Below are 23383 nucleotides of genomic sequence, written 5' to 3'. Positions count from 1 at the left end.
CACATCTTCACGACGTAAGAGGAGCGTTCGCATGACGACACTCAAAGATCCGCCCCGAACCGTGGTCGGGCCACCGCCTCCGTCCCGGGTCCGGCGCCGCCAGACCGGCAAGCCGCACTACGCGTTCCGCGACCGGCTGTCCGCCGCTCCGTTCTTCGGTGCCGCCGCCCTCTTCGTCGGCATCGTGCTCCTGGTCCCGCTCGTCTACACCATCGTCCGGTCCTTCATCGGCGACGGCGACGCAGGGTTCGTCTGGTTCGACAACTACGTCTCGATGTTCCAGGACCCGAACATCCAGCTGTCCCTGCTGAACACGTTCATCTGGGCGATCGGCGCACTGATCCTGCCGGTGCTGTTCGGCCTCGGCATCGCGGTGATGACCAGCGGCATGAAGCTCGGGGCCATCGCGCGCGCTGCGGTCATCCTGCCCTACGCGCTCGCCGGGACGATCGTCGCCATCATCGGCAACATCATCTTCACGAGTCAGGGCTCACTCAACCAGGCGCTCACCGCGTTCGGCATGATGTCACCCGGTTCTCCCCTCCAGTGGCTGCTGCACTGGCCCCTCAACGTCATCGCCGCCATCCTCATCGCGTCGTGGCAGTCGACCGGAGTGAACGTCGTGCTCTTCATGGTCGGGCTGCAGACCATCCCGCGCGAGACGACGGAGGCGGCCGCGCTCGACGGCGCCGACGGCTGGATCCGGTTCAAGGACGTGATCTTTCCGCAGCTTCGCCCGACCACCATCGTGGTCATCGGCCTGACCATCACGAATGCGCTCCGTGCGTTCGACGTGATCTGGGTGCTGACGCAGGGCGGCCCCAACCGCACGTCGGAGACGCTCGCGCTCTCGATGTACCGGCAGTCGTTCCTGCTGCTCGACCCCGCGGTGGGAAGCGCGATCGCCGTGGTCCTCACGATCATCGTCGTCGCCTGCTCCTGGATCTACCTCCGCCGCCAGATTGGACACGAACTATGAAGACCTCGCTCCGGCCCGGCGTCCTGCTCAGGAACGTCGTGGTCATCGTGCTCACGGTCATCTGGATCATCCCGACGTACCTGGTCGTCGTCAACGCGATGACGCCCGTGCACTCCTACACCGGCAGCCCGGTCTGGTGGCCGGCCGGTTTCGCCTTCTTCGACAACGTCGCACAGGGATGGGTGGCGGGACAGTTCTTCTGGCCGTTCGTCAACAGCCTGATCTACGCGCTCGTCGGCGCAGGGGCCGCCGTGCTCCTCGCGTCGCTGGCCGCGTTCGGACTGGTCGTCATGCCGGTGAAACGCACGAAGCTGTGGTTCTGGCTGATCTACGCGGGCACGCTGCTGCCGTTGCAGGTCTTCGCGCTTCCGCTGTACCAGGCGAGTGTGCAGCTCGGAATCTATGACACGAGGACCATCCTCATCATCATCTACATCGCCCTGTGCATCCCGTTCGCGTTCTTCGTGACGCGCAACTTCCTGATCACGATTCCGTCGGAGATCGGGCAGGCGGCGAAACTCGACGGCGCAGGATGGTGGCGGATGTTCGTGAGCGTCTTCTTCCCCCTGCTGCGGCCGGCGATCGTCGCGGCCTTCGTGTTCCAGTTCATCTACATCTGGAACGAACTGTTCTTCGGCATCTCGCTGACGATCAGCCCCGAGAACCAGCCGGTGATGGCCGCTCTCGCATCGTTGCAGACCCAGACGAGTGCGCTGTCGCAACCGGCGATCCTCGCGACGGCGGTCGTCGTCTCGCTGCCGGCCATCCTCGTCTTCCTGGTGTTCCAGCGGTTCTTCGTCACCGGGCTCACCAGCAACCTCTGAATCTTCCCTTCACAACATCCAAGGAGCACCGATGGCGGATCAGCCTGCCCTTCGTCGTACCTTCCCGTTCGACCACGACCGCGCGATCGGGGGACTGCGCAACCGTGCGTTCCGTCCGTTCGAGATCGCGGGCGGCCGCGTCGAGCTGGCGGCCGAGCCTCTTCTGCGCCGGGGAGCATCCGGCTCCGAGCAGCCGATCCGCGTGCGGTCGGCAGTGACGCTGTCGCGGGCCGTGCTCGTCGCGCCTGACGGCACGACGGTCGAGGCGTCCGCAGAGGACGCGCCCGGCGGCTGGCGGTTCTTCCTGCCCGCGGTGGATGAGGCCACCGCGATCCGGGTCGTGTTCCCGGAGCTCGGTGAGGATGCGGTGGAGTTCGAGGTGCGCCCGGTGCGTCCGTGGAACGTCTCCCTCGTTCACCATTCGCACTTCGACATCGGCTACACCGACCTGCAGGGCCGGGTCATCACCGAGCAGCTCGCCTACCTGGACGACGCGCTCCGGCTGGCCGAGGCCGACGGCGGTGACGGGCCGAGCGCGTTCCGCTGGAGTGTCGAGTCGATCTGGGTGCTCCGCGAGTGGATTGCGCGCCGCCGCCCCGCGACGGTGGATCGCTTCATGGCCCAGGTGCGGGCCGGCACGATCGAGCTCGCAGCCCTGCCGTTCAACATGCACACCGAGACGGCCTCCACCGAAGAGCTGTACGGGCTCCTGCGCTACGCGTGCGAGATCTCGACCCGCTACGGCCTGAACCTGCCGGTCGCGTACCAGACGGACGTTCCGGGGTGCGTTGCGGGAACGGTGGATGCGCTGGCCGACGCGGGCGTGAAATACCTCGCGGTCGCGCACAACTGGGCGGGCCGGTCGGTCCCCTACCTCGACCCCGCCGGCGAGAAGCTGCCGCGCCTGTTCCGCTGGGCGTCACCTGCGGGCAACAGTGTGCTGGTCTGGATGACGACGACCGCCGAAGGGATGGCGTACCAGGAGGCCGCGAACCTCGGTTTCGCCGACTCCGTCGACCACGTGGAAGACCTGCTACCGCTCTACCTGCTGAACGAGGAGACCCTCCCGTTCCCGTATGACGAGAACGTGTTCGGCTTCGCGCTCGGCGACCAGGACTTCGATCGCGACCCGTACCCGTGGAACGAGATCCACCTGCGCGTGATGGGCCGGGTCGGCGACAACTGCCCGCCGAACCGCCGCCTGCCGGAGATCGTCGAGGCGTGGAACGAGCGATGGGAGTACCCGAAGCTCGAAGTCACCCGCACGCAGGACTTCTTCGAACAGGTCGAAGCTGCGCATGCGGATGAGATCGAGACGTTCACCGGCGACTGGAACGACTGGTGGGCCGATGGCATCGGCTCGGCGGCACGACACCTGCAGATGAACCGTGGCGCACAGGCCGCGCTGTCGCAGGCCGGTTCGGTCAACGCGATGCTCGGCGACGACAGCGTCCCCGGGTTCACGGAGCGGATCGACGCGGCGTGGGAGAGCGTGGAACTGTTCGATGAGCACACCTGGGGTGCGGGGAACCCGTGGACCCACAGCGACATCGCCTTCTCGACCGGCATCGACCAGTGGCACTGGAAAGCCGAGAAGGCCATCCGCGCCGAGCAGGACTCCTGGCTGCTCACCCAGGAGGTGCTCCGCGCCTACGCCGAGCGCAACGGCGGCGCCGGTGACGCATCCATCTGGGTCGTGAACACGGCTGGCCACGAGCGCGGCGGAGTCGTCGCCGCCTTCCTGCCGGAGAGTCTCGTGCACTCCACCGCATCCGTCCGCCTGGTCGACTCGGTCACCGGGCTCGACCTGCCGTTCACCGAACGCAACCAGACCAACCCTGTGCACCGGGATGCGGGGCGTTTCATCGACGTCGCCGTCGACGCGGTGCCCGCCTTCGGGTCGCGGCGCGTGGATGTGGTCATCGACGCTCCGCACGGCCGGAATGCGTCGCCCGAAGGCACGATCGGCTTCGACAGTGCGGCCGAACCCGTGTGGAAACTCGACAACGGGATCCTCCGGGTGACGGTCGACGCGCGCACCGGGGCGATCGGATCCATCCGTGACCTGGCCTCCGGCGCCGAACTCGTCAACAGCGGCTCCGCATTCGGGTTCAACGCCTACGTGCACGACCGTCTCGCTCCGCGCGGCGAGTTCAACCACCTGTCCGGCTTCGTCGCCGACAGCGGGCCCGACCTCGTCCTGCTCGCCGACCGGGCCACTCCGACGCATGTCGCGTTCGAGGACGCCGGCAGCGATGCGCTCGGCTCCTGGCTGCGCTACCGGACCTTCGGCGTCGGGATCGACTCGATCGTGACCACGCTGCGTCTCGCATCCGGGACCGACTACGTCGACATCAGCAACCGGGTCGCCAAGTCGTACACGGCCGAAAAGGAGTCGGGCTTTTTCGCGTTCCCGTTCGCGCTCGAGCAGCCGACCATCCGTTACGAGGTGTCCGGCTCGGTCACCGGAACGGACATCCCGGTGGTGCCCGGCGGTGCCGACTACATGCACGCAGTGCGTGACTGGGTGACGCTGCACGCGGACGGTCGCGCGGCGACGCTCGTCACGCAGGATGCTCCGCTCATCCAGCTCGGCGACATCGCGCTGCCGTTCGCCCCGTTCCCGGGAACGCTGAAGGCGCGCGAAGAGGCGACCGTCTTCTCCTGGATCCACAACAACATCTGGGACACCAACTTCCCGTCGGGGCAGGCGTTCGACACGGTCTTCCGGTATCGGGTCGGCGGCTTCGGGGCAGCGGATGCGGAGACGGCCGGTGTGGTCAGCGCCGACCTCGCGCTCGACCTCGTGCGTCCGCTCCTCGCCGTTGCCGCCGATCCGTCGGGCGACCCTGTCGAGACCGTGTCGCTCCTCGCCGTCGACGACCGGCGCATCCGCCTGATCGGTGTCACGCGAACGGCGCGAGGCACGCTCCTGGCGCGGCTGCAGTCGCTCGCCGAGACGGAGGTCGACGTCAGGATCGCGGTGGGTGGCGCGGTCGCCGAAGCCTGGCATGCCAGCGTGATCGGTGTGAGGCGGGGGCCGGTCGACGTCGTCGACGGGCGTCAGGTGTCGCTTCAGGTGCCGCGGTTCGGGACCGCTGCCGTCGAGCTGAAACTCGCCTGACTGCGAACAGGGTGCGCCGCCTTCGGCCGCGGCGCGCCCTGCTCAGTGGGAGGTGCGGAGGCGAGGGCTCCGACCGGGAGCCCGTGCTGTTGCCGCGTGGATGCGAAAACCGTTGACTCGGTCGCCTCCGGCTCGAGCAGGCGGTTCCATTTCGCACCCCGCTCCGAAATGAGAATGATGCTTGACGCCCGCCTACCGGGCTGGCAGCTCTTCTCGAGGATGGATATTTGAGCGTTAGTTTTGCGTGCATTTTTGGGGGGATTTCTTAGTGCGCTCCACGAGGACTGCGTGTACGCTGAGCGCATGGTAAAGCTCTCAACGGTCTCGGATCAGCGGCCCGGTCTGCGTGCGCACGAGGAATCGATCGGACTGCCTTTCGACGATCTGGTGACCCGGTTGCGTGACATTCTTGGTGTGCGCTTGGTCGCGTACATTGGCGGGGTCAAGTCAGCGCGTTCGGTGTCGAGCTGGGCTGAGGGTACCGGCGAGCCTGGCGAGGTCGACCGGGAGCGGCTGCGGCACGCGTTTCACGCGGCCGCGCTGCTGCGTGAGCGTTACGACGCAACAACAGTTCAGTCGTGGTTCAAGGGGATGAATCCATCGCTCGGCGACCGGGCCCCGGCGCAGCTGCTGCGGGAGGGTGAACCGATGGTGGTGGCAAAGGATGTCATCGCCGCGGCGAAATCGTTTGCCTACATCGGATGAGTTCGCTTGACTTTGCCGTCACGGAGAATCCGGGGCGAGTCTGGCGAGTCGGTTTCGAGCCCGACATGTGGGCGTGGACTCCGTGGCAATACGCGCCGGATTCCGGCTTGTTTGATGGCCGGTGGGACGACCAGCTGGGGCAGTTCCGGACTCTGTATACCGCGGATAGTCTGCTTGGGTGCTTTCTGGAGCTTCTGGCGAAGTTGCAGCCAGTGAGTGCGCTCGAGGCGCACCTGGCACTTATCGAGGACGATGACGGAAGTATAAGCCGTCATCATGAAGGAGCCAGCGGGGCTGTCGGGTACTCGTGGCTGGACGGGCGACGCTGTGGCGACGCCGAACAAGACGGCCGATACTGCTTCATCACCCACTCGAGCACCGTGGCGGTTCTGAAATCGGCGTATCCGTTTGACCGACATGGCATTGCGCTCGCCGATGTCGACACCGCGATGCTCAAGGATGCTCGCGATCGCGAGCTTACGCGCTCGATCGCGCACTGGATCTATGACTTACTGAACGACGATCGCTCCGAGCTTGTCGACGGCATGGAGTTCCGATCAAGGCACGGCGACGAGATCCGCATGTGGGCGGTGTTCGAACGCTCCGAGGACAGCTCGCGGAGCGGGCATCTGAAGCCGCTGACTGAACCGGCGCGAGTCACTCCTGAGACACCTGAACTCGTGGAGGCATTTCACCGCCACGGCCTCCAATGGGCCGGCGAGTAGGACCGAACGTGATTTGAGGTAGTCGGCGATGGGCGGCACTCGCCCACGGGAGAACGCGGGTGCGGGATGGGCGGGGCTCTGCCGGACCCGTGGTCTCCGAACCCGCAGGCATGTGGCCGGGGCCGCCGATGCGGGCCAGATGCATAGCTTCTCCCGAGTTCGTGGGGGCGGTCGCTATGAAGGGTGGTCAGTGGGAGGGTGCGGAGGCGAGAGAGCCGACCGGAAGCCCGTGCTGTTGCCGCGTGGATGCGAAGACCGTTGACTCGGTCGCCTCCAGCTCGAGCAGGCGGTTCCATTTCGCTCCCCGCTCCGAGCGGTGCGTCGAGCCGACCTTGATCTGCCCGGCGCGCCATCCGACCGCGAAGTCGGCGAGCCAGGACTGTTCCGTTTCGCCGGACCGCGCGGAGACGACCGTGGAGTACCCGGCTGAGCGAGCCTCCTCGAGCACCGCGTGCGACCGGGACACCAGCCCGTTCTGGTTCACCTTGATCAGGATCGAGTTGGCCGATCCGAGGGCGACGCCCGTCGCGAGGCGCACCCCGTTAGTGACGAAGTGGTCGTCTCCGATGAGCTGGATGCGCGAACCGAGGAGCCGCGTCGCGATCACCCAGTCGCGCCATTCGTCTTCGGCCAGCGCATCCTCGATCGACACCACGGGGTAGGCGTCGACCCACTGGCTCAGCTCGTCGATGAGTTCCGAGGCGGTCAGCGTGCGATTCTCGGAGGCGAACCGGTACTGCCCGTCTTCGAAGAACTGGGTCGCCGCGACGTCGACTGCGAGAGACAGGTCCTGCCCGGGCTGGTGCCCGCTGCGCTCGATGGCGTCGACGACGAAACGGAGGGCATCCGCGTTGCTGCCGAACGGAACACTGACGCCGCCCTCATCGGCGACGAGCGAAGCGCCGGGTACGCCGCGTTCGACGGCCATTGCGGATGCCGCATCGCGCACATCCGCGCACCATTCGATGGCCTGGGCGAACGAGGTCGCACCGTGCGGGACCACCAGGACGTCCTGGATGTCGATCGATCTGCCGGCGTGCGCGCCGCCCGAGACGATGTTCACCATGGGCATCGGCAGCAGCAGGTCGCCTTCCGGCTGGAGCCGCCGTGCGACGGACACACGCTCGGATGCGGCGACGGCGAGCGTGGCGGCGAGCGAGACGGCGAGCGTGGCGTTCGCTCCGAGGCTCGAGTAGTCGTCGGTGCCGTCGAGGTCGGCGAGAGCGTCGTCGATTGTGCGCGGGTCGTCGAAGCGCATCCCCTGGATCGCCGGCGCGATGCGCGAGCGAACGTTGTCGACAGCGTTCAGTACTCCGAGGCCTCCCCGTCGCGTTCCGCCGTCGCGGAGCTCCTTCGCCTCGTGCGAACCGGCAGACGCGCCCGACGGGGCGTGCGCGGTCGCTGCCGACCCGTCGACCAGTTCCAGGCGTGCGGCGACGGTCGGGCGGCCGCGCGAGTCCAGCGCCTCCCAGGCGGTGACGTGGGCGATGCGTGCTGTCATGGGGCTTACTCCTGTTCCGTGCTCCCGGTGAGTTGCGCGAACGCGCCCTCCGGGTCGGCGCTGGCGAGCACGTCGATCGCGAGACTTCGCACGGTGTCGCGTTCGTCGGCGGTGAGGTACGACGCCGGCGATTTTCCGTCGACGCGGGCGAGCAGCAGGCACGCCGTGTGGCGGCCCAGCGACGCCGTTGCCGCAGTGCGCAGAACGCCGTCGACGTCGGCTTCGTAGCGGGTGAGGAAGGCGGCCCGCGTCCCGTCTATCTCGCGGCGCCGGGCCGGCAGGTGGATGGACTTCATGATCAGGTGGGAGCTGAGGAAGGCGACGTCGAAGACCGGATGGCCGACGTGCACGACCTCGAAGTCGATCACCCAGGGCTCCTGGCCGGCAGCCGGCGGCACGAGCACGTTCTTCGGTGAGAAGTCCCCGTGCACCAGTGTCAGCGCGACCTGTTCGAGTTCGTCGATGCTCTCGTCGATCGCCGCGGCCAGGTTCGGGTGCACGCGCCGGATCGCCCGGTGGAACGGGTCGACCCGAAGGGCCTCGAAGAGCGACTTGTCGGCGAACGGCACTTGGAGCGCCGGGTGATGCAGGGTGGTGCGCTGCCACACCGCGAGCGCTGTCGCCAGCGATCGGGCGATGGCCACGTGGTCGATCCCAAGGGATGTGTCGGGCGCGAGCAGCCGGTGTTTCCAGGTCAGCCAGTCGGCCGGTGCGGCCTCCATCGTGATGGTGTTGGTCTCGACGTCGGCGTCGAAGAGCTCTGGCACGTTCTGCGGGGTCAGCGCGTGGAGGGCCTGGATCGCATGCGCCTCGTGGATCGCACGCGCAGGGTCGGCGTGCCAGTCGTCGGCGACATTCAGCTGTTCGAGCGCCCGCTTGACGACGAACTCGCGCCCTTCACTCGTGGCGACGCGGTAGACGGTGCCGGACACGCCGCCCTCGAGGAGCTGCACGTGCGCAACCGACTCGCCTGCACGGAGCAGGCTCCGAGCATCCAGAAAGCGCGGGATCTCCTCCGCCTCGAGCGGACGGCTCTCGACGATCACTGTTCGAAGTACTCCGGATAACGCAACCGCAGGGAGTCGCTGTCGGCGAGGATGCGGTTGGCATGCTTCCGGATGACGGCAAGGCCCGCCTTCTCATCCCGTGCCTCGACGGCTTCGACGATGGCGGTGTGCTCGGCGATGAGATCGGGGTTGGCGACCGCATCGGGAAGGTGCAGGCGGCGAAGCCGGTCCAGGTGCAGCTTGATGCCGCGGATCACGTCCCAGACGTGAGGCACACCCGCGAGCGCGAAGACGGCCTGGTGCAGCTGCTCGTCGGTCGTGAAGAACGCTTCGGCATCCTGGGCCTCCGCTGCGGCGATGTTGAGTTCGAGGGCGTGGCGCAGGGCGCTGGTGTCGAGGTCGGGTGTGTTGATCGCCTTCTGGAAGGCCCCGCACTCGAGTGCCGACCGGATGAAGCAGGCCTCTTCGACCTCATCCATCAGTATCGGAGCGACGCGCGTCCCCACTTGCGGGATCACGCTGATCAGGCGCTGGTCGGCGAGGCGGGTCAGCGCCTCGCGGATCGGTGCGCGGCTCACGTTGAGGTGCGCTGCGAGGCTGGGCTCACTCAGTGGTGCGCCCGGCGCGAGTTCGACCGTGCGGATCGCTTCGCAGAGCTGGTCGTAGACCCAGTCGGAGATGCGATGCGGTTGCACTTTGGGGCGCGGGTGGGATGCGGAGTCGGCCCGGTCTTTCGGCCCACGTGATGCGTTTCGTCCGTATGAGGCAAAGTCCGCCGTCGTCATCTCGTCGTCTCCATCGTCCCAAGCACTTGCCGACTAGTATACAGGGGGAGGGCGACGCAACCACAAGGCGTCACGCCCACCTCTTTGGTAACGTTACCGACACGCGTCCACCGCCGCCCGCACAAGGAGACTCCATGCCACACGACTCATTCGCGTTCTCGACGCGCCTCCGCCCGGGGCTGGGGCACGCGTACGAGCAGTTCCATCGGGCGATTCCGTCGGAGGTCGCGGAGACGCTGAAAGCGGCCGGCGTCATCGAATGGCGGATCTACCGCAACAAGACGACCCTCACGCACGAGGTCGTGGCGACCGACCGCAAGCGGATGGACGCATTCCTCGACGCCGATCCGGTCAACGAGCGCTGGCAGCGCCAGGTCGCGCCGTACCTGTCGTCGGAGCCCGCGCCCGAGCTGACCGCCGCCGACCGCGGAACGCTCATCTGGGACTTCTCCTGGCCCACCCGCTGAGCCGCTGACGTCCTCAGACCGGGCGGTGACGCTTGCTCGGCGGGCGGCGACGTTCCCACGCGTCCAGGATGTGTGAGCGCATGGCCGCCTCCGCCGCATCCGGATCCCCGGCTTCGATGGCCTCGAACACCCGGATGTGTTCGTCCATCGTGATCTCGAGGACACTCTTCCGGCTATAGCGTGCGCTCACCCTCGCTTGGTGGAAGAGCGTCCGCACAATGTTGTCGGCAAGTCGGTTGTCGGTCATCCGACCGACCACCGAGTGGAAGACGACGTCGGCTTCGTTGAATTCGTGTTCGTCACCGATCGTGTCGCGCATCAGCTGCAGCGCGTCGCTCAGTTCGGCGAGCTGCTCGTCAGAGCGAACGCGAGCGGCGTCGCGCGCGATCAGCCCCTCGAGATTCGCGCGTACGGCACTCAGGTCGTCGAGGACGCCGAGCGTCGCATCATTGGCCACCATCGCCGACAGCACGGTCTCGTCGAGCATGTTCCAGGCGTCGGCGGGCTGCACGATCGTTCCACGCCCCTGCGCGACGGTGACGAGGCCCTTCTCTTCGAGTCGCTTGACGGACTCCCGGATCACTGTGCGGCTGACGGCGAACTGCTCGCAGAGCACCGCCTCGGGCGGCAACGACGAGCCGGGATGGATGTCCCCCCGGACGATCGCGTCGACCAGGTCGAAGACGACGGAGACTCCGAGCCTGGGTGTGCGCTCGCGTGAGGCGATCGACGGCACGAATGCGGCAGCGTTGCCGGATGCCGGTCGTGATGCTGGGGACATGCGCACAGCCTATCTAGGAATGAGGTCATACCTATCCGGCGAATTCCGAAGAAAATGCTTGTAGATAGGTGAGACGTATGATGTAATCACTTTACCCCGCACGGGTGCAATGTCGTCATTGACGCCGACCAGAACAGGATTCGATATGTCACAGCAGTCGTCCTCACGAGCCAATCTGAAAAGGCTCATGTCCGTTGCGGCCATAACCGCCGCCGGCCTCCTCGTGCTCAGCGGATGCAGCCCGAGCTCAAGCACCTCAAGCGACAGCAAATACGGGTTCACCGAAGCCAAGCAGGTCAAAAACAGCGAGATCACGGTCTGGGTGGACGCATCGCGCGAACCCGCCGTCACCGCGTTCGAGAAGGCCTACCCGAACATCAAGATCAAGTACGAGACCTACGACGGTTCCGCCGGCGGGAGCGGCTCGTTCCAGAGCAAGATCCAGCTGGACGACCAGGCCGGTCAGGGCTGGCCGGACGTCGTCTTCTCCACACAGCAGAACGACGCGATCTGGGCATCCAAGAAGACCGCGAACGGCGACCAGGGATTCGCGGCCCCGCTGAACAAGGGCCTCTTCGACCAGAAGTTCCTCGACGGGTTCGCGAAGGGTTCGCTCGACTACGCGACCATCGGCGGCACGACGTATGCCCTGCGCAATGACCTCGCCCAGACGGTCTTCTTCTACAACAAGACGCTCCTCGACAAGTTCGGCTACTCGGTGCCGACCACCTGGGAGGAGTACGGCGCCCTCGGCGACAAGCTCGCCGCCGAGCACCCGGGGTACATCCTGGGAAGCATGGGCGACTCGTTCATGACCTATATCTACTACGGCGGGTCGAAGTCTCCGGTCTTCCAGTCGCCGAAGCCGTCCGTCTTCCACTCAGACACCTCGGATAAGAACCCCCAGAACGTCACCAAGATCATCGACAAGATGCTCGCCAACGGCACACTCGTGAAGGACAGCTTCTTCAGCGCCGACTTCGCGGCCAAGTACGCGAACAAGCTCGTCGGCGTCCCCGGTCCTGTCTGGTACACCGGGGCGATCTTCCAGGGTGGGCTGAAGACGCCGGCCGGCCAGATGGGTGTCGCTCCCGCACTGAAGTGGGAGGGTGGTGACGTGGCTGCAGGCAACGTCGGTGGTGGTGAGTGGTACGCATCGAGCCACTCGCAGAACCTCGACGCCGTGAAGAAGTTCCTCACGTTCGTCACCAGTGCCGACGAGTTCCAGGTGGATGCATCCAGCGGCTACCCGGCATACACCTCTGCCGCATCGAAGTGGCTGGACAAGCAGGCCAAGGACAACTACTTCGTCAACAGCGACTTCAAGCAGATCATGACCGACGCGGCCACCCAGGTGTGGACCGGCTGGAACGTGACGAGCTGGAGTCCTGAGACAGCATGGGCGAAGGTCGTCATCCCGGGGATCTCCGCAGGGAAGACCGTCGAGTCCCTCCTGCCCGCCTGGGAGACAGAGCTCAAGAACGAGGCGACGGTCAACGGATACACGGTGAAGTAAGGTGACCGTCACTGCTCCACCCGTCCCGGCCGGTGTCGTCCCCTCTGGGCGACGCCGGCCGGCGGGCCGCCGGCCCCGCAGGGCCAACGGCGGCCAGGCCCGATACGGATACTTCTTCGTAGGCGGGTACACGATCCTGCTTCTCGCCTTCGGACTCCTGCCCACGCTGTATGCGATCTACCTCGCTTTCACGCGCAACGGGTCGTTCGCGGGGTTCGACAATTTCGTCCGCGTCTTCAACGACTACCGGTTCCTTCCCGCGGTCGAGCACGTCGCCATCTATGTCGTGCTCTGGTTGATCAGCCTGATCGTCTTCGTCGTGCTGCTCGCCCTCATCGTCCACGCCATCCGTGTGCGCTGGCTCGGGAATAGTGCACGGTTCCTCTTCTACATCCCGGGCGCGATCGCGGGGGCATCCAGCGTTCTGCTCTGGCTGTTTCTGCTCGACCCGACGGTGAGCCCCGCATCCGGCCTGCTCAAGGCGATGGGGTTCTCGTCCCTCGTCAACGTGGTCGCGGTGGGGAACCTCCCCGTCGTGTTCACCGTGATCGCATTCTGGGCCGGTGCAGGCGGGTGGATCGTGATCATGTACGGAGCGCTCAACAACATCAGCACCGATGTGATGGAGGCGGCCAGGATCGACGGCGCCGGTCCGGTGCAGACCGCGCTGCACATCCAGCTGCCGATGCTCACCAAATGGATCAGCTACATGGGCATCATGTCGCTGGCGGCGGGCACGCAGCTCTTCGTCGAACCGAAGATCCTCTCCGAGGCGACGAAGAACGTCGTCCCCGAGGACTATTCACTCAACCAGCTCTCCTATCTGTACGCGTTCCGGCAGAACGACTTCTCGGGTTCAGCTGCGATCTCCCTGGTGCTCCTGGTGGTCGCACTCGGCCTCTCCACCATCTTCATCTTCCGCGGAAGGCTGTTCGACCGTGACTGATCTCGCAACGCGCCGCCGCCACCGCACGCTGACCCCCGGCCAGTGGATCGGTCGTGCCCTCGTGGCCGTCGTGCTCATCGTCTTCGCCGTGTTCTTCGTGCTGCCGATCGTGTGGCTTCTCCTCGCCCCGACGAAAACCAACAACCAGCTCCTCCTCGACAACCCGCTGAGCTTCGGGTCGTTCCAGCAGCTGGCGGCCAACTGGCACGAGCTGTTCAACTTCGGCAGCGGCGTCTTCACGACGTGGCTGGGCAATTCGGCCTACTATTCGTTCGCCGCACTGGTCCTGACGCTCATCGTGAGCATCCCGGCCGGCTACGCCCTCGCCCTCGTCGAGTTCAAGGGCCGCCGCATCCTCCTCGTGACGACACTGATCGTCATGCTCATCCCGAACACCGCACTCGTTCTGCCGATCTTCCTCGAGTTGAGCGCGTTCCGGCTCATCGGGAGTCCGCTCGCGGTCATCCTGCCGTTCTCGTTCTTCCCCTTCGGCGTGTACCTGACCTACATCTATTTCTCGACGGCGGTGTCTCGCGATCTGCTGAATGCTGCACGCATCGACGGGGCAGGAGAGCTCCGCGTCTTCGCCCAGGTGGCGATGCCGCTGGCCACGCCGGTCATCGCCCTGGTCGGCTTCTTCAACTTCGTCGGCAACTGGAACAACTACTTCCTGCCGTTCCTGGTCGTGGGAGGAGACAAGATCCCCGTCCAGGTCGGGCTGTCGAACCTGCTCGCCAACGTGCCCGCCTTCAACCCGACGACGGCGACAAGCATCGTCATCCAATTGCCGACCCTGGCGCTCGCGACGCTCCTCTCCGTGGCGCCGATCCTGCTGATCTTTCTGTTCGCGCAACGATTCCTGGTCGAGGGCATGACCGCAGGCGGAACGAAGGAATGAGCTGGGCAACCGTGCACGCGAAGATTTCTGGGGAGATGAGGACCAGGTGAAGATCACCGGATACCGAACGCTGACGGCGCGCCACCAATGGAACCGGGCTGTCGGCGACATCAACGGCCACATCGTCGATGCCGTCACCGACGTCCCGATCCTTCTCGTGGACACGGATGCGGGGATAACGGGCGTCGGCATGGGGTCTCACGCAGACATCGCGCGCCTCTTCCCGGCGATCGACGGTGAGGACCCCCGCTCGGTCTCCGCCCTGTTCGACCGGATGCTCGCCCACGTCTTCAAGTCGGGGCACGCGGGAGCCACCTACGGCGGAATAGCGACGATCGACGCAGCCCTCTGGGACATCAAGGCGAAGGCCGCTGGAGAGCCGCTCTGGCGCCTCCTCGGAGGACGCGACAAGTTCATCCCGGCGTACGCGTCCGGTCTGGACATCGCTCTCGATGACGATCAGCTCGCAGCGTTCTATACCGAATTCGCTGATCGAGGCTATGTCGCCGGCAAGCTGAAAGGCGGCTTCGATCCAGACGCCGACCTTCGGCGACTGCGGATCATCGACGAGGTCTTCCGTGGCAACACCTCCCGGCCCGGGCTCATGCTCGACGCCAACGAGTCCTGGCAGGTCAAACAGGCCGTACGGTACATCGGAACGATCGAGGAGGAACTCGACCTGCTCTGGGTCGAGGAGCCGCTGCGCCGCTGGGATGCCATCGGGCATGCCCGCCTGAGCAATGCAGTGCGCGCGGCGATCGCCACCGGCGAGAACCTCACGGGCATCGACCAGTTCCGTCCGCTTTTCGATGCGGGGGCGCCGGACATCGTGCAGGCCGGTGCGGTCTGGGGCGTGACGCACATCCTGCGCCTGTCCACCGTCGCCGCGGCGCGGGACCTGCCGGTAAGCGTCGTCGGCTACAACGCCAATCCGGCAGTGGCGTGCGCAATGACCGCAGTGCCGAATCATTTGACGACCGAGGTGCAGGGACTGGAGTTCGCCCCCGGCGTCTCTGTCGACCACGAGTTCATCGACGGCGGGATCGTGCTGGGCGATCGTCCCGGCGCCGGTATCGAGGTCGACGTCGATGCGATCGCCGAACTGGCGACCACGGCCGACTGGTCGAACCCGGCCGGGCCCCATGTGCGACCAGAGCGGGCGGGGTTGCGCCTGGTACTGGACGGCGTGGAGCGCTGAGCATGGAGCTACGCCACGGGGTGCACCGCATCGTCGCCCCACTCGGTGACCGGTTCGTCGCTTTGCACCTCCTGGTCGGCTCCGCGGGTGCGCTGCTGGTCGACACCGGTATCCGCGACTCGATAACGGAGACGTTCCTGCCGTACCTCGACGCAAACGGCATCGACCGCGGGTCCGTGCGCTGGGCGATCAACACGCACTGCGACTACGACCACACCGGCGGCAACGGGGCGCTCAAGGCGGCGATCCCCGGCATCGAGTTGCTCGTGCACGCGCTCGACCGCGATTTTACTGAGGACGTTCAGGCGCTCATCGACGGCCGCTACGGCGAGTTCCGTGCGGTGGACGGCTTCGATGATCCACCCGAGACGACCGCATACCTTCGTTCGGTGGCCGATCTCGTGCCTGTCGACCGCGTCGTCACCGGCGGCGAGTGGATCGATCTCGGCGACCGGCGTGTCCAGGTGCTTCATGTGCCCGGTCACAGCCCCGGGCACATCGCCGTGCACGACCCGGACAACGCGACGCTCGTCATCGGCGACGCGACACTGGGAACGACGGTCCCGTTCGCGGACGGGCGACCCGCCTTCCCGCCGACCTACCGCGACGTCGATCCGTATCTCGCGAGCATCCGGATGTTCCGCTCGCTCGGAGCGACCCTCTTACTGACGGCGCACTACCCGGTCTATTCGGACGAATCCGTCGAGGACTTCCTTGCGGACAGCGAGGCATACACCGATCTGGTCGACGAGGCCATCACCGCACAGCTGTCTGCGTTCGGCAGCCCGGCCACGACACTCGAGCTGATCCGCGGAGCTGGTTCGCGGCTCGGGCCGTGGGCACCTGCCGCACTCGACTACTCCATCTTCCCGGTCACAGGCGCTCTCGAACGGATGGCGCGTGAAGGCACAGTCCGGCCGGTCATGATCGACGGTATCCGTCACTGGTCGAGCGAGGAGGCGCGATGAGCCGGGTGCGGGTGGGCGCGGTCGGCGCGGGCTGGTGGGCCACGAGCAACCATTTTCCGATCTTCGCTGCGCGTGACGACGTCGAACTCGTCGGGGTGTGCGGTATCGGCCCGGAGCTCGCGTCGGTGCGTGACCAGTTCGGGTTCGGATTCGCCACCCCGGACTACGATGAGCTCCTCGCCGCAGATCTCGACGCGATGGTGATCGCGACCCCGCACGATCTGCACTACGGGCAGGCCGTCGCAGCGATCGATCGCGGACTGCACGTCCTCGTCGAGAAGCCGGTCACGCTGGTTGCCGCGGAGGGCTGGGACCTCGCCGAGCGGGTGGAAGCGGCCGGGGTCCACTTCCTCGCGCCATACGGCTGGAACTACAAGCCGTTCACCGTCGAGGCCCGGCGTCTCGTTGCAGCGGGGTACCTGGGCGAGATCCAGCACGTGCTCTGCCACATGGCATCGCCGACACGTGGACTCTTCGCCGGCGACACCGACGACATCCGCAGCTTGTGGGATTCGAAGACCAGCGGGCCTGCACCGTCGACGTGGCAGTCTCCCGAGCACGGCGGCGGCTACGCCCACGGACAGGTGACGCACTCGTCGGCACTGCTCTTCTGGCTGACCGGGCTGCGCAGCGTATCCGTCATGGCGAAAGTCTCCACAGGCGGCGCGCGGGTCGACCTGTTCGACGCGGCCGTGATCTCGTTCGACGGGGGAGCGATCGGGGCGCTCTCGGGGGCTGCGACGGTTCCGGATGGCGACCCGTATCAGGTCGACCTGCGCGTGTTCGGCACGGAGGGGATGCTCCTGGTCGACACGGAGCGCGAGCGGGTGTCGCTGCACCGCTACGACGGAAAGAAGTGGGACCTCGACATCGAGGCGGGGGCCGGCGCTTACGAGTGCATCGTGCCGCCGAACCGCTTCATCGACCTGATCGTGGGGGCGAGCACCGAGAACAACTCCGACGCGGGCGTTGCGGCACGCTCGGTCGAACTGATCGACGCGATGATCCGGTCCTCCGTGGCCGGGGGAGCGGAAACATCGGTGCACGACCGGAAAGGGGCCTTATGACGGAACAGACGGGGGTGCTCGCCGGCTACCGCGTGATCGACTGCTCGATCGCTATGGCGGGGCCGTTCGCAGCACAGCGCCTGGGCGACCTCGGCGCCGATGTGATCAAGGTCGAACCGACCACCGGCGAGTGGCAGCGGCATGCCGCGGCGGGCGGCGCTGCCGGCAATGAGATCAATGTCTCGTTCCTCTCACTTAACCGCAACAAGCGGTCGGTCGCGCTCGACCTGAAATCGGCCGACGGCAAAGCCGCGCTGCAGGAGCTTGTCCGCGGCGCCGACGTCTTCCTGCAGAACTACCGCCCAGGGGTGGCCGCACGACTCGGTGTCGACTACGAGTCGCTGCGTGCGATCAACCCGGCCATCGTCTACGTCTCCATCTCGGGGTATGGAGAGGACGGTCCGTATCGCGACCGACCCGGCCAGGACCTCCTGATCCAGGCGATGTCAGGCGCGATGCTCTCGGCCGGTCGACACGGCGACGAGCCGAGTCCGGCCGGCCAGTATCTTGCCGATGCCGTCACCGCTTCGACGGCTTTCGAGGGGGTGCTCGCAGCGCTCCTCCACCGCGAGCGGACCGGCGAGGGACAGTTGGTCACCGTCAACATGCTCGACGCCCTGACAACCCTGCAGATGCAGGAACTCAGTGTGTTCACGGTCGGTCGCAAGACCCAGGAGCGTTCTTCCGAGCCTCACGCGCACGTCTACATCCGGGCGCCGTACGGTATCTTCGCGACGAGTGACGGCTTCGTGGCGCTCGCCTTCGCCGACCTCCACGACCTGGGGCGCCTCATCGGCGAACCGGCGTTCGAGAGATGGGACAGCGAGGTCGAAGGGTGGACGCGCCGCGACGAGATCCATGCGCGCACGGCCGCCAAGCTGCGCGAAAAGCCCGCGGGCTACTGGATCGAGACGCTCGGCTCCGCCGGCATCTGGATCGGGCCGGTGCTCGGATACCAGGAGCTGGTCGACGACCCGCAGATCGTCCACAACGGCACGTTCATCGAGTACGACCATCCGACCGAGGGCCACGTCAAGACGCCCGGGTTCCCGTACCGTTTCTCGAGAACGCCGCCGCAGCTCTATCGCGGTGCGCCGCTCGTCGGCGAGCACACGCGGGAAGTGCTCTCCGAGGCGGGACTGAGCTCCGACCGTATCCAGTGGCTCCTCGCCAGCGGAGCGGCGAAAGAGACGACCGGCGCTGTCGAACCCGTCGTCACATGACCGCCACCTTCCGTGGACTGACCTGGGACCACCCGCGCGGCCGTTCTGCACTTGAAGCGGCCGCACGCGCTGCGTACGCCGACGATGGGCACCCGCTGATCGAGTGGGACGCGCAACCCCTCGAAGGCTTCGAATCGACCCCGATCCGCGAGCTCGCCGAACGCTACGACGTCATCGTGCTCGATCACCCTCACCTTGGCGATGCGTTGGCCGCGGAGGTGCTCCGGCCTCTCGACGACTGGTTCGATCCTGCACTGCTGAGCGGCCTCTCCTCGGCCTGCGTAGGTCCGAGCTATCGCTCGTATGTCGTCGACGGCCGGCCGTGGGCGCTTCCTCTGGACGCCGCGACCCAGGTCTCGGCGAGCATCCCTGAAGCAATTCGGTCGCTTCCCGCGACCTGGCCGGACGTGTCGGACCTCGCGGCGCGGGCGCCGGTCGCGCTCAGCCTCGCCGGCCCGCACGCATTCCTGACCTTCGCGTCGGTGTGCGTCGCGCTGGGGGCAGAACCGGCCACCGATCCTGGCGCCGGATTCGTCGCTGCGGCCGTCGGCGAGGAGGCCATCGACGTTCTCGCGCGGATCGCCGCGTATGCACCCGCCGGAACGGATGCTTTGAATCCCATCGCGCTGCTCGAGCGGATGCGCGCGAGCAGGGAGATCGCGTACATCCCCCTCGTCTACGGCTACGTGACGTACGCCAGCGGGCCGGACGCCCTGCGATTCGGCGACGCGCCGTCGATGTCTCCCGGCGGGCGGCGCGGTTCGACGATCGGTGGAACGGGAATCGCCATCACGACCCGGTCGGAACCGGATGCCGCCCTGATCGGCCACCTCGCCGGCCTGCTCGCACCGGGCACCCAGGCCGGCTTCATTCCCGACAACGCCGGGCAGCCGAGCCTGCGCAGCGCCTGGGACGACCAGCGCGTGAACTCCGGAGCCGGCGACTTCTACGTGCGAACACGGGCGACCATCGAGGATGCGTGGGTGCGCCCGAGGGTTCCCGGTTTCGTGCCGTTCCAGGCGCAGGCTTCCGCGTTGATCCGCGATGCCGTCATGAACTGCGCCGGCGCGACGGCGACAGTGAAGCGGGTCGACTCGCTGTTCGACGAGCTCGTGGCAGCCCCTTATGAAAGGACGGCGGGATGACGATCACACCTGCGACCAGGAACATCCAGCTCGACCTTTCGGGCCCCGTCGCGACCATCACCCTCGCGCGCCCGGAGAAGCTGAATGCCGTGACTTCCGAGATGTCGGCCGCCCTGGTCGCGGTGATCGAGTGGGCGGACGAAACGGATGAGGTGCGCGCGGTCGTCCTCACCGGTGCAGGCGAGCGGGCCTTCAGTGCGGGGTCGGACATCCGCACGCTCGACGCCTATGCCACACCGTGGGATTTCCGCAACCGCACGGACTATTGCGATGCGATCCGGGCGGCCCGTAAGCCCGTGATCGCGGCCGTCAACGGCTACGCGTTCGGTGGCGGCCTCGAGACGGCGCTGAGCTGCGACATCCGGCTGGCTTCGACGACGGCGAGCTTCGCTGCACCGGAGATCAAGCTGGGCTGGATCGGGGGCGGGGGGATGTCGACTTTCCTGGCGCATTCGATCGGCCCGTCGAACGCTGCGGTCATGCTGCTCACCGGCGACGCCATCGACTCCGACACGGCGCTGCGCTGGGGTCTGGTCAGTGAACTCGTGGAGCCGGGGATGCTCGTCGCACGTGCGCAGCAGCTCGCGGCGGTGATCGCCGAGCGGCCGCCGATCGCGGCCGAGACCGCCAAAGCCAACCTGCGCGCTGCCTTCAACATGACGCAGGCTGAGTCCATCCGATACGAGCGCGACCTGCAGGCCGTGACTTTCGCGACCGAGGATGCCGCCGAGGGGCGCGCGGCGTTCGCTGAGAAGCGCGCGGGCGTCTTCCACCGCCGCTGACCGATCCTCCGAGGAGAACCATGAGCATCCCCTGGCCGCCGAGCGCGGCAGAGACCCTTCCGGCCGACGGTTTCGACGGAACGCTTGCGGGACGGGTCTGGCTGCCCGATGTGGGCGGCCCGGCCGTCGTCGCAGTGCGGGAGGACGGCCTCGTCGACGTCACCGCGACGTTCGCCACGATGCGTTCCCTCGCCGAGACGGATGACCCGGCGGGGGCTCTTCGGTCCTGTACCGGCCCGGTCGTCGGCACGGTTGAGGGCCTTCTCGCGAACACCCCGCCGGAGACGCGCGACCCGTCGAAACCCTGGCTTCTCTCGCCGATCGACCTCCAGGTCGTCAAAGCCGCCGGCGTGACCTTCCCCCTCTCGATGCTCGAGCGGGTGATCGAGGAACGCGCCCGCGGCGACCTGGGCCTGGCCGCCGGGATCCGTGCGGAGATCACTGCCACGATCGGGGGGTCGCTGGACACGCTTCGCCCGGGGTCGATGCAGGCGGCGGCGCTCAAAGAGATGCTCATCGAGCGCGAATGGTGGAGCCAGTACCTGGAGGTCGGAATCGGTCCTGACGCCGAGGTCTTCACGAAGGCGCCGGTTCTCTCGACCGTGGGCACCGCCGTCGACGTCGGCGTCTACCGGGGCTCGCACTGGAACAACCCGGAGCCCGAGATCGTGCTGGTGGTAGCTTCGGACGGCCGGATCGTCGGTGCGTGCCTGGGCAATGACGTCAACCTCCGCGACATCGAGGGGCGCAGTGCACTCCTGCTCGGAAAGGCGAAGGACAACAATGCCTCGGCCGCGGTCGGCCCCTTCATCCGACTGTTCGATTCCGGTTTCGGCCTCGACGAGCTGCGCACGTCGGTCGTCAGTCTCACCATCGACGGCGAAGACGACTACCACCTCGAGGGGACGAGCGAGCTCGCGCAGATCAGCCGCGATCCTGTCGACATCGTCGGCCAGGTGATCGGCGCCCACCACCAGTACCCCGACGGATTCGTGCTGTACCTGGGCACGATGTTCGCGCCGGTCGACGATCGTGACGAACGGGGGCGCGGCTTCACGCACAAGAGCGGCGACGTCGTACGGATCTCGGAAGCGCGCCTGGGCAGCCTGGTCAACCGGGTCCGGTCCGCCGACGAAGCGGAGCCGTGGACCTTCGGTGTCGACGCCCTGTACCGCAACCTCGCCGCTCGCGGCCTGCTCGACTGATCCGATCGGAGACTTCACTGTGCTGACTTCTGCAGACCCGCGCACCGGCCGTGCCTGGCCGACCGGTATCGAAGCAACGGATGCGGTCACCGTCGCGACCACGGCCGCGGCTGCGAGCAAGGCCTTCGCGGTGACACGCTGGAGCACCCGGGCATGGAGGGCGGGCCTGCTCGACGCGATCGCGGTCGCTCTCGAGTCGCACCGTGAGGAACTCACGGGTGTGGCCGACCGCGAAACCGGCCTGGGCGCAGCACGGCTCGCCGGAGAAGTCGGTCGCAGCGCCTTCCAGTTCCGGCTCTTCGCCGACGCGTTGCGTGAGGGCAGCTACGTGGAGGCGACGATCGACCACGCCGAGACCACGGAGCTCGGTCCGCAGCCGGAGATCAGGCGGATGCTCGTTCCGATCGGACCGGTGGCCGTGTTCGGGTCGAGCAACTTTCCTTTCGCCTTCTCGGTGGCCGGCGGCGACACCGCATCGGCGCTCGCTGGAGGCAACACCGTGGTGCTGAAGGCGCACGGCTCCCACCTGGAGACGTCAGCCCGCAGCTTCGAGGTCATCTCGGATGCTGTGGCCGGCTACGGCGGCCCGGCCGGCACGATCGGAATCGTGTACGGGACGGAGGCCGGCCGCGTGCTCGTATCCGACCCGCACATCCGCGCGGTCGGGTTCACCGGTTCACTGACAGCCGGCCGGGCACTGATCGACATCATCAACCAGCGCGAGGAGCCGATCCCGTTCTACGGCGAACTCTCCAGCCTCAATCCGCTGGTCATCACGCCCGCCGCTGCCGCTGCGCGCGCGGACGCGATCGCGGACGGCCTGTTCGGCTCCTACACCCTGGGAGCCGGCCAGTTCTGTACAAAGCCGGGCGTCGCGTTCATCCCGGTCGGGGCGGACGGGGACAGGATTGTCGCGGGACTCGTCGAACGCACGACTGCGGCGAACGCGCAGGTGCTGCTCAACGAGAGGATCGTCACGTCGTTCGGCGAGATCAGGGACCGGTTGATCGCGGCCGGTGCTGCGAGCATCGCCGTGGCCGGGGCCGTCGATTCGTCGGGATTCGCTGCTTCGCCTACCGTGCTCGCCATCGACGCCGACGCGATCTCGCCTGCGGTCGCGGAGGAGGCGTTCGGTCCGCTCGTCGTGGTGGCGCGGTACGACGACCTCGAAGAGATCTACGCGGCGCTCGATGCTGTTCCGGATTCTCTCACTGCGACGATCCACCACGAGCCCGGCGAGCCGATTGACGCCCTGGTCCGGGAGCTCGCGCCGCATGCCGGGCGTATCGTCTTCAACGGCTATCCGACGGGAGTGCGGGTGTCCTGGGGACAGCACCACGGTGGAACGTGGCCGTCGACGAACTCCCAGCACACCTCGGTCGGCGTGAGCGCGATCCGCCGGTTCCTGCGGCCGATCGCCTTCCAGGGAGCACCGGAGTCAGTGCTCCCCAGCGAGCTGCGCGAAGAGAACGTCGACGGCGTCCCGCGTCGTGTGGACGGCAGGCTCAGGATCGGCTGAGGCCTGAACGGCGAGGAG

The 23383-nt window shown here is 66.9% G+C and carries 21 protein-coding genes; 17 read left to right on the top strand and 4 right to left on the bottom strand.

Going from position 1 to position 23383, the window contains the following annotated elements:
• The first annotated feature begins 31 nt into the window (after positions 1 to 31).
• The 5 genes from ACPPVQ_RS19590 to ACPPVQ_RS19570 all read left to right on the top strand — a co-directional run bounded on the left by ACPPVQ_RS19590 (position 32) and on the right by ACPPVQ_RS19570 (position 6357).
• Positions 32 to 979, top strand: coding sequence for a carbohydrate ABC transporter permease (locus ACPPVQ_RS19590; protein ID WP_426517067.1), 948 nt, complete (start codon positions 32 to 34; stop codon positions 977 to 979).
• Positions 976 to 1803 carry a carbohydrate ABC transporter permease gene (locus tag ACPPVQ_RS19585; RefSeq protein WP_426517065.1) on the top strand — a complete coding sequence of 276 codons (828 nt, stop codon included), beginning with the start codon at positions 976 to 978 and terminating at the stop codon, positions 1801 to 1803. The genes ACPPVQ_RS19590 and ACPPVQ_RS19585 overlap by 4 nt, the downstream gene beginning before the upstream one ends.
• Before the next feature lie 31 nt (positions 1804 to 1834).
• Complete coding sequence (locus ACPPVQ_RS19580) at positions 1835 to 4927, top strand: hypothetical protein (protein WP_426517063.1); 3093 nt, start codon at positions 1835 to 1837, stop codon at positions 4925 to 4927.
• Between the two features lie 303 nt (positions 4928 to 5230).
• Positions 5231 to 5632 (top strand): hypothetical protein, encoded by a 402-nt coding sequence (locus ACPPVQ_RS19575; protein ID WP_426517061.1) that lies wholly within the window; start codon positions 5231 to 5233, stop codon positions 5630 to 5632.
• On the top strand, positions 5629 to 6357 hold the full coding sequence (locus ACPPVQ_RS19570) for an RES domain-containing protein (protein WP_426517059.1): 729 nt from the start codon (positions 5629 to 5631) through the stop codon (positions 6355 to 6357). The genes ACPPVQ_RS19575 and ACPPVQ_RS19570 overlap by 4 nt, the downstream gene beginning before the upstream one ends.
• Positions 6358 to 6544: 187 nt before the next feature.
• Here ACPPVQ_RS19570 and eno read toward each other — a convergent pair whose 3' ends face one another.
• The 3 genes from eno to ACPPVQ_RS19555 are packed head-to-tail and all read right to left on the bottom strand — an operon-like array spanning position 6545 to position 9650.
• Positions 6545 to 7858, bottom strand: a complete 1314-nt coding sequence (gene eno / locus ACPPVQ_RS19565; protein ID WP_426517057.1) for a phosphopyruvate hydratase — start codon at positions 7856 to 7858, stop codon at positions 6545 to 6547.
• A gap of 5 nt (positions 7859 to 7863) precedes the next feature.
• Positions 7864 to 8904 carry a phosphotransferase family protein gene (locus ACPPVQ_RS19560; protein ID WP_426517055.1) on the bottom strand — a complete coding sequence of 347 codons (1041 nt, stop codon included), beginning with the start codon at positions 8902 to 8904 and terminating at the stop codon, positions 7864 to 7866.
• The gene (locus ACPPVQ_RS19555) at positions 8901 to 9650 is read right to left on the bottom strand and encodes a GntR family transcriptional regulator (RefSeq protein WP_426517053.1); all 750 of its coding nucleotides are present in this window, start codon (positions 9648 to 9650) and stop codon (positions 8901 to 8903) included. Before ACPPVQ_RS19555 ends, ACPPVQ_RS19560 begins: the two co-directional genes overlap by 4 nt.
• 134 nt (positions 9651 to 9784) lie before the next feature.
• Between ACPPVQ_RS19555 and ACPPVQ_RS19550 the strand changes: the two genes are divergently transcribed.
• Positions 9785 to 10117: an L-rhamnose mutarotase gene (locus ACPPVQ_RS19550; RefSeq protein WP_426517051.1), complete on the top strand. Its 333-nt coding sequence runs from the start codon at positions 9785 to 9787 to the stop codon at positions 10115 to 10117.
• Between the two features lie 13 nt (positions 10118 to 10130).
• Here ACPPVQ_RS19550 and ACPPVQ_RS19545 read toward each other — a convergent pair whose 3' ends face one another.
• Positions 10131 to 10898 (bottom strand): FadR/GntR family transcriptional regulator, encoded by a 768-nt coding sequence (locus tag ACPPVQ_RS19545; RefSeq protein WP_426517049.1) that lies wholly within the window; start codon positions 10896 to 10898, stop codon positions 10131 to 10133.
• 145 nt (positions 10899 to 11043) lie between these two features.
• On the opposite strand from ACPPVQ_RS19545, the gene ACPPVQ_RS19540 reads away from it, so the two are divergent.
• From ACPPVQ_RS19540 to ACPPVQ_RS19490, 11 genes are read left to right on the top strand one after another with little or no spacing between them, the layout of a single operon-like run.
• Complete coding sequence (locus ACPPVQ_RS19540) at positions 11044 to 12414, top strand: ABC transporter substrate-binding protein (protein ID WP_426517047.1); 1371 nt, start codon at positions 11044 to 11046, stop codon at positions 12412 to 12414.
• Position 12415: 1 nt separating this feature from the next.
• Positions 12416 to 13360: a carbohydrate ABC transporter permease gene (locus tag ACPPVQ_RS19535; protein WP_426517045.1), complete on the top strand. Its 945-nt coding sequence runs from the start codon at positions 12416 to 12418 to the stop codon at positions 13358 to 13360.
• Positions 13353 to 14258 (top strand): carbohydrate ABC transporter permease, encoded by a 906-nt coding sequence (locus ACPPVQ_RS19530; protein WP_426517043.1) that lies wholly within the window; start codon positions 13353 to 13355, stop codon positions 14256 to 14258. Before ACPPVQ_RS19535 ends, ACPPVQ_RS19530 begins: the two co-directional genes overlap by 8 nt.
• 46 nt (positions 14259 to 14304) lie before the next feature.
• Positions 14305 to 15456, top strand: a complete 1152-nt coding sequence (locus ACPPVQ_RS19525; RefSeq protein WP_426517041.1) for a mandelate racemase/muconate lactonizing enzyme family protein — start codon at positions 14305 to 14307, stop codon at positions 15454 to 15456.
• Positions 15457 to 15458: 2 nt separating this feature from the next.
• Positions 15459 to 16424 carry an MBL fold metallo-hydrolase gene (locus tag ACPPVQ_RS19520; RefSeq protein WP_426517039.1) on the top strand — a complete coding sequence of 322 codons (966 nt, stop codon included), beginning with the start codon at positions 15459 to 15461 and terminating at the stop codon, positions 16422 to 16424.
• The gene (locus ACPPVQ_RS19515; protein ID WP_426517037.1) at positions 16421 to 17491 is read left to right on the top strand and encodes a Gfo/Idh/MocA family protein; all 1071 of its coding nucleotides are present in this window, start codon (positions 16421 to 16423) and stop codon (positions 17489 to 17491) included. Before ACPPVQ_RS19520 ends, ACPPVQ_RS19515 begins: the two co-directional genes overlap by 4 nt.
• Positions 17488 to 18714, top strand: coding sequence for a CaiB/BaiF CoA transferase family protein (locus tag ACPPVQ_RS19510; RefSeq protein WP_426517035.1), 1227 nt, complete (start codon positions 17488 to 17490; stop codon positions 18712 to 18714). The genes ACPPVQ_RS19515 and ACPPVQ_RS19510 overlap by 4 nt, the downstream gene beginning before the upstream one ends.
• Entirely contained in the window at positions 18711 to 19859 is a 1149-nt protein-coding gene (locus ACPPVQ_RS19505; protein ID WP_426517033.1) for a hypothetical protein, read from the top strand. The genes ACPPVQ_RS19510 and ACPPVQ_RS19505 overlap by 4 nt, the downstream gene beginning before the upstream one ends.
• Positions 19856 to 20641: an enoyl-CoA hydratase/isomerase family protein gene (locus tag ACPPVQ_RS19500; RefSeq protein WP_426517031.1), complete on the top strand. Its 786-nt coding sequence runs from the start codon at positions 19856 to 19858 to the stop codon at positions 20639 to 20641. The genes ACPPVQ_RS19505 and ACPPVQ_RS19500 overlap by 4 nt, the downstream gene beginning before the upstream one ends.
• Before the next feature lie 20 nt (positions 20642 to 20661).
• Complete coding sequence (locus ACPPVQ_RS19495; protein WP_426517029.1) at positions 20662 to 21846, top strand: fumarylacetoacetate hydrolase family protein; 1185 nt, start codon at positions 20662 to 20664, stop codon at positions 21844 to 21846.
• 19 nt (positions 21847 to 21865) lie between these two features.
• Positions 21866 to 23365 (top strand): aldehyde dehydrogenase (NADP(+)), encoded by a 1500-nt coding sequence (locus ACPPVQ_RS19490; RefSeq protein ID WP_426517027.1) that lies wholly within the window; start codon positions 21866 to 21868, stop codon positions 23363 to 23365.
• Positions 23366 to 23383: the final 18 nt, after the last annotated feature.

This window comes from Leifsonia sp. McL0618, assembly GCF_049994905.1.
Lineage (GTDB): Bacteria > Actinomycetota > Actinomycetes > Actinomycetales > Microbacteriaceae > Diaminobutyricibacter.
The sequence above is the reverse complement of the archived record's forward strand: the minus strand, read 5'-3'. Positions and strand labels throughout refer to the sequence as shown.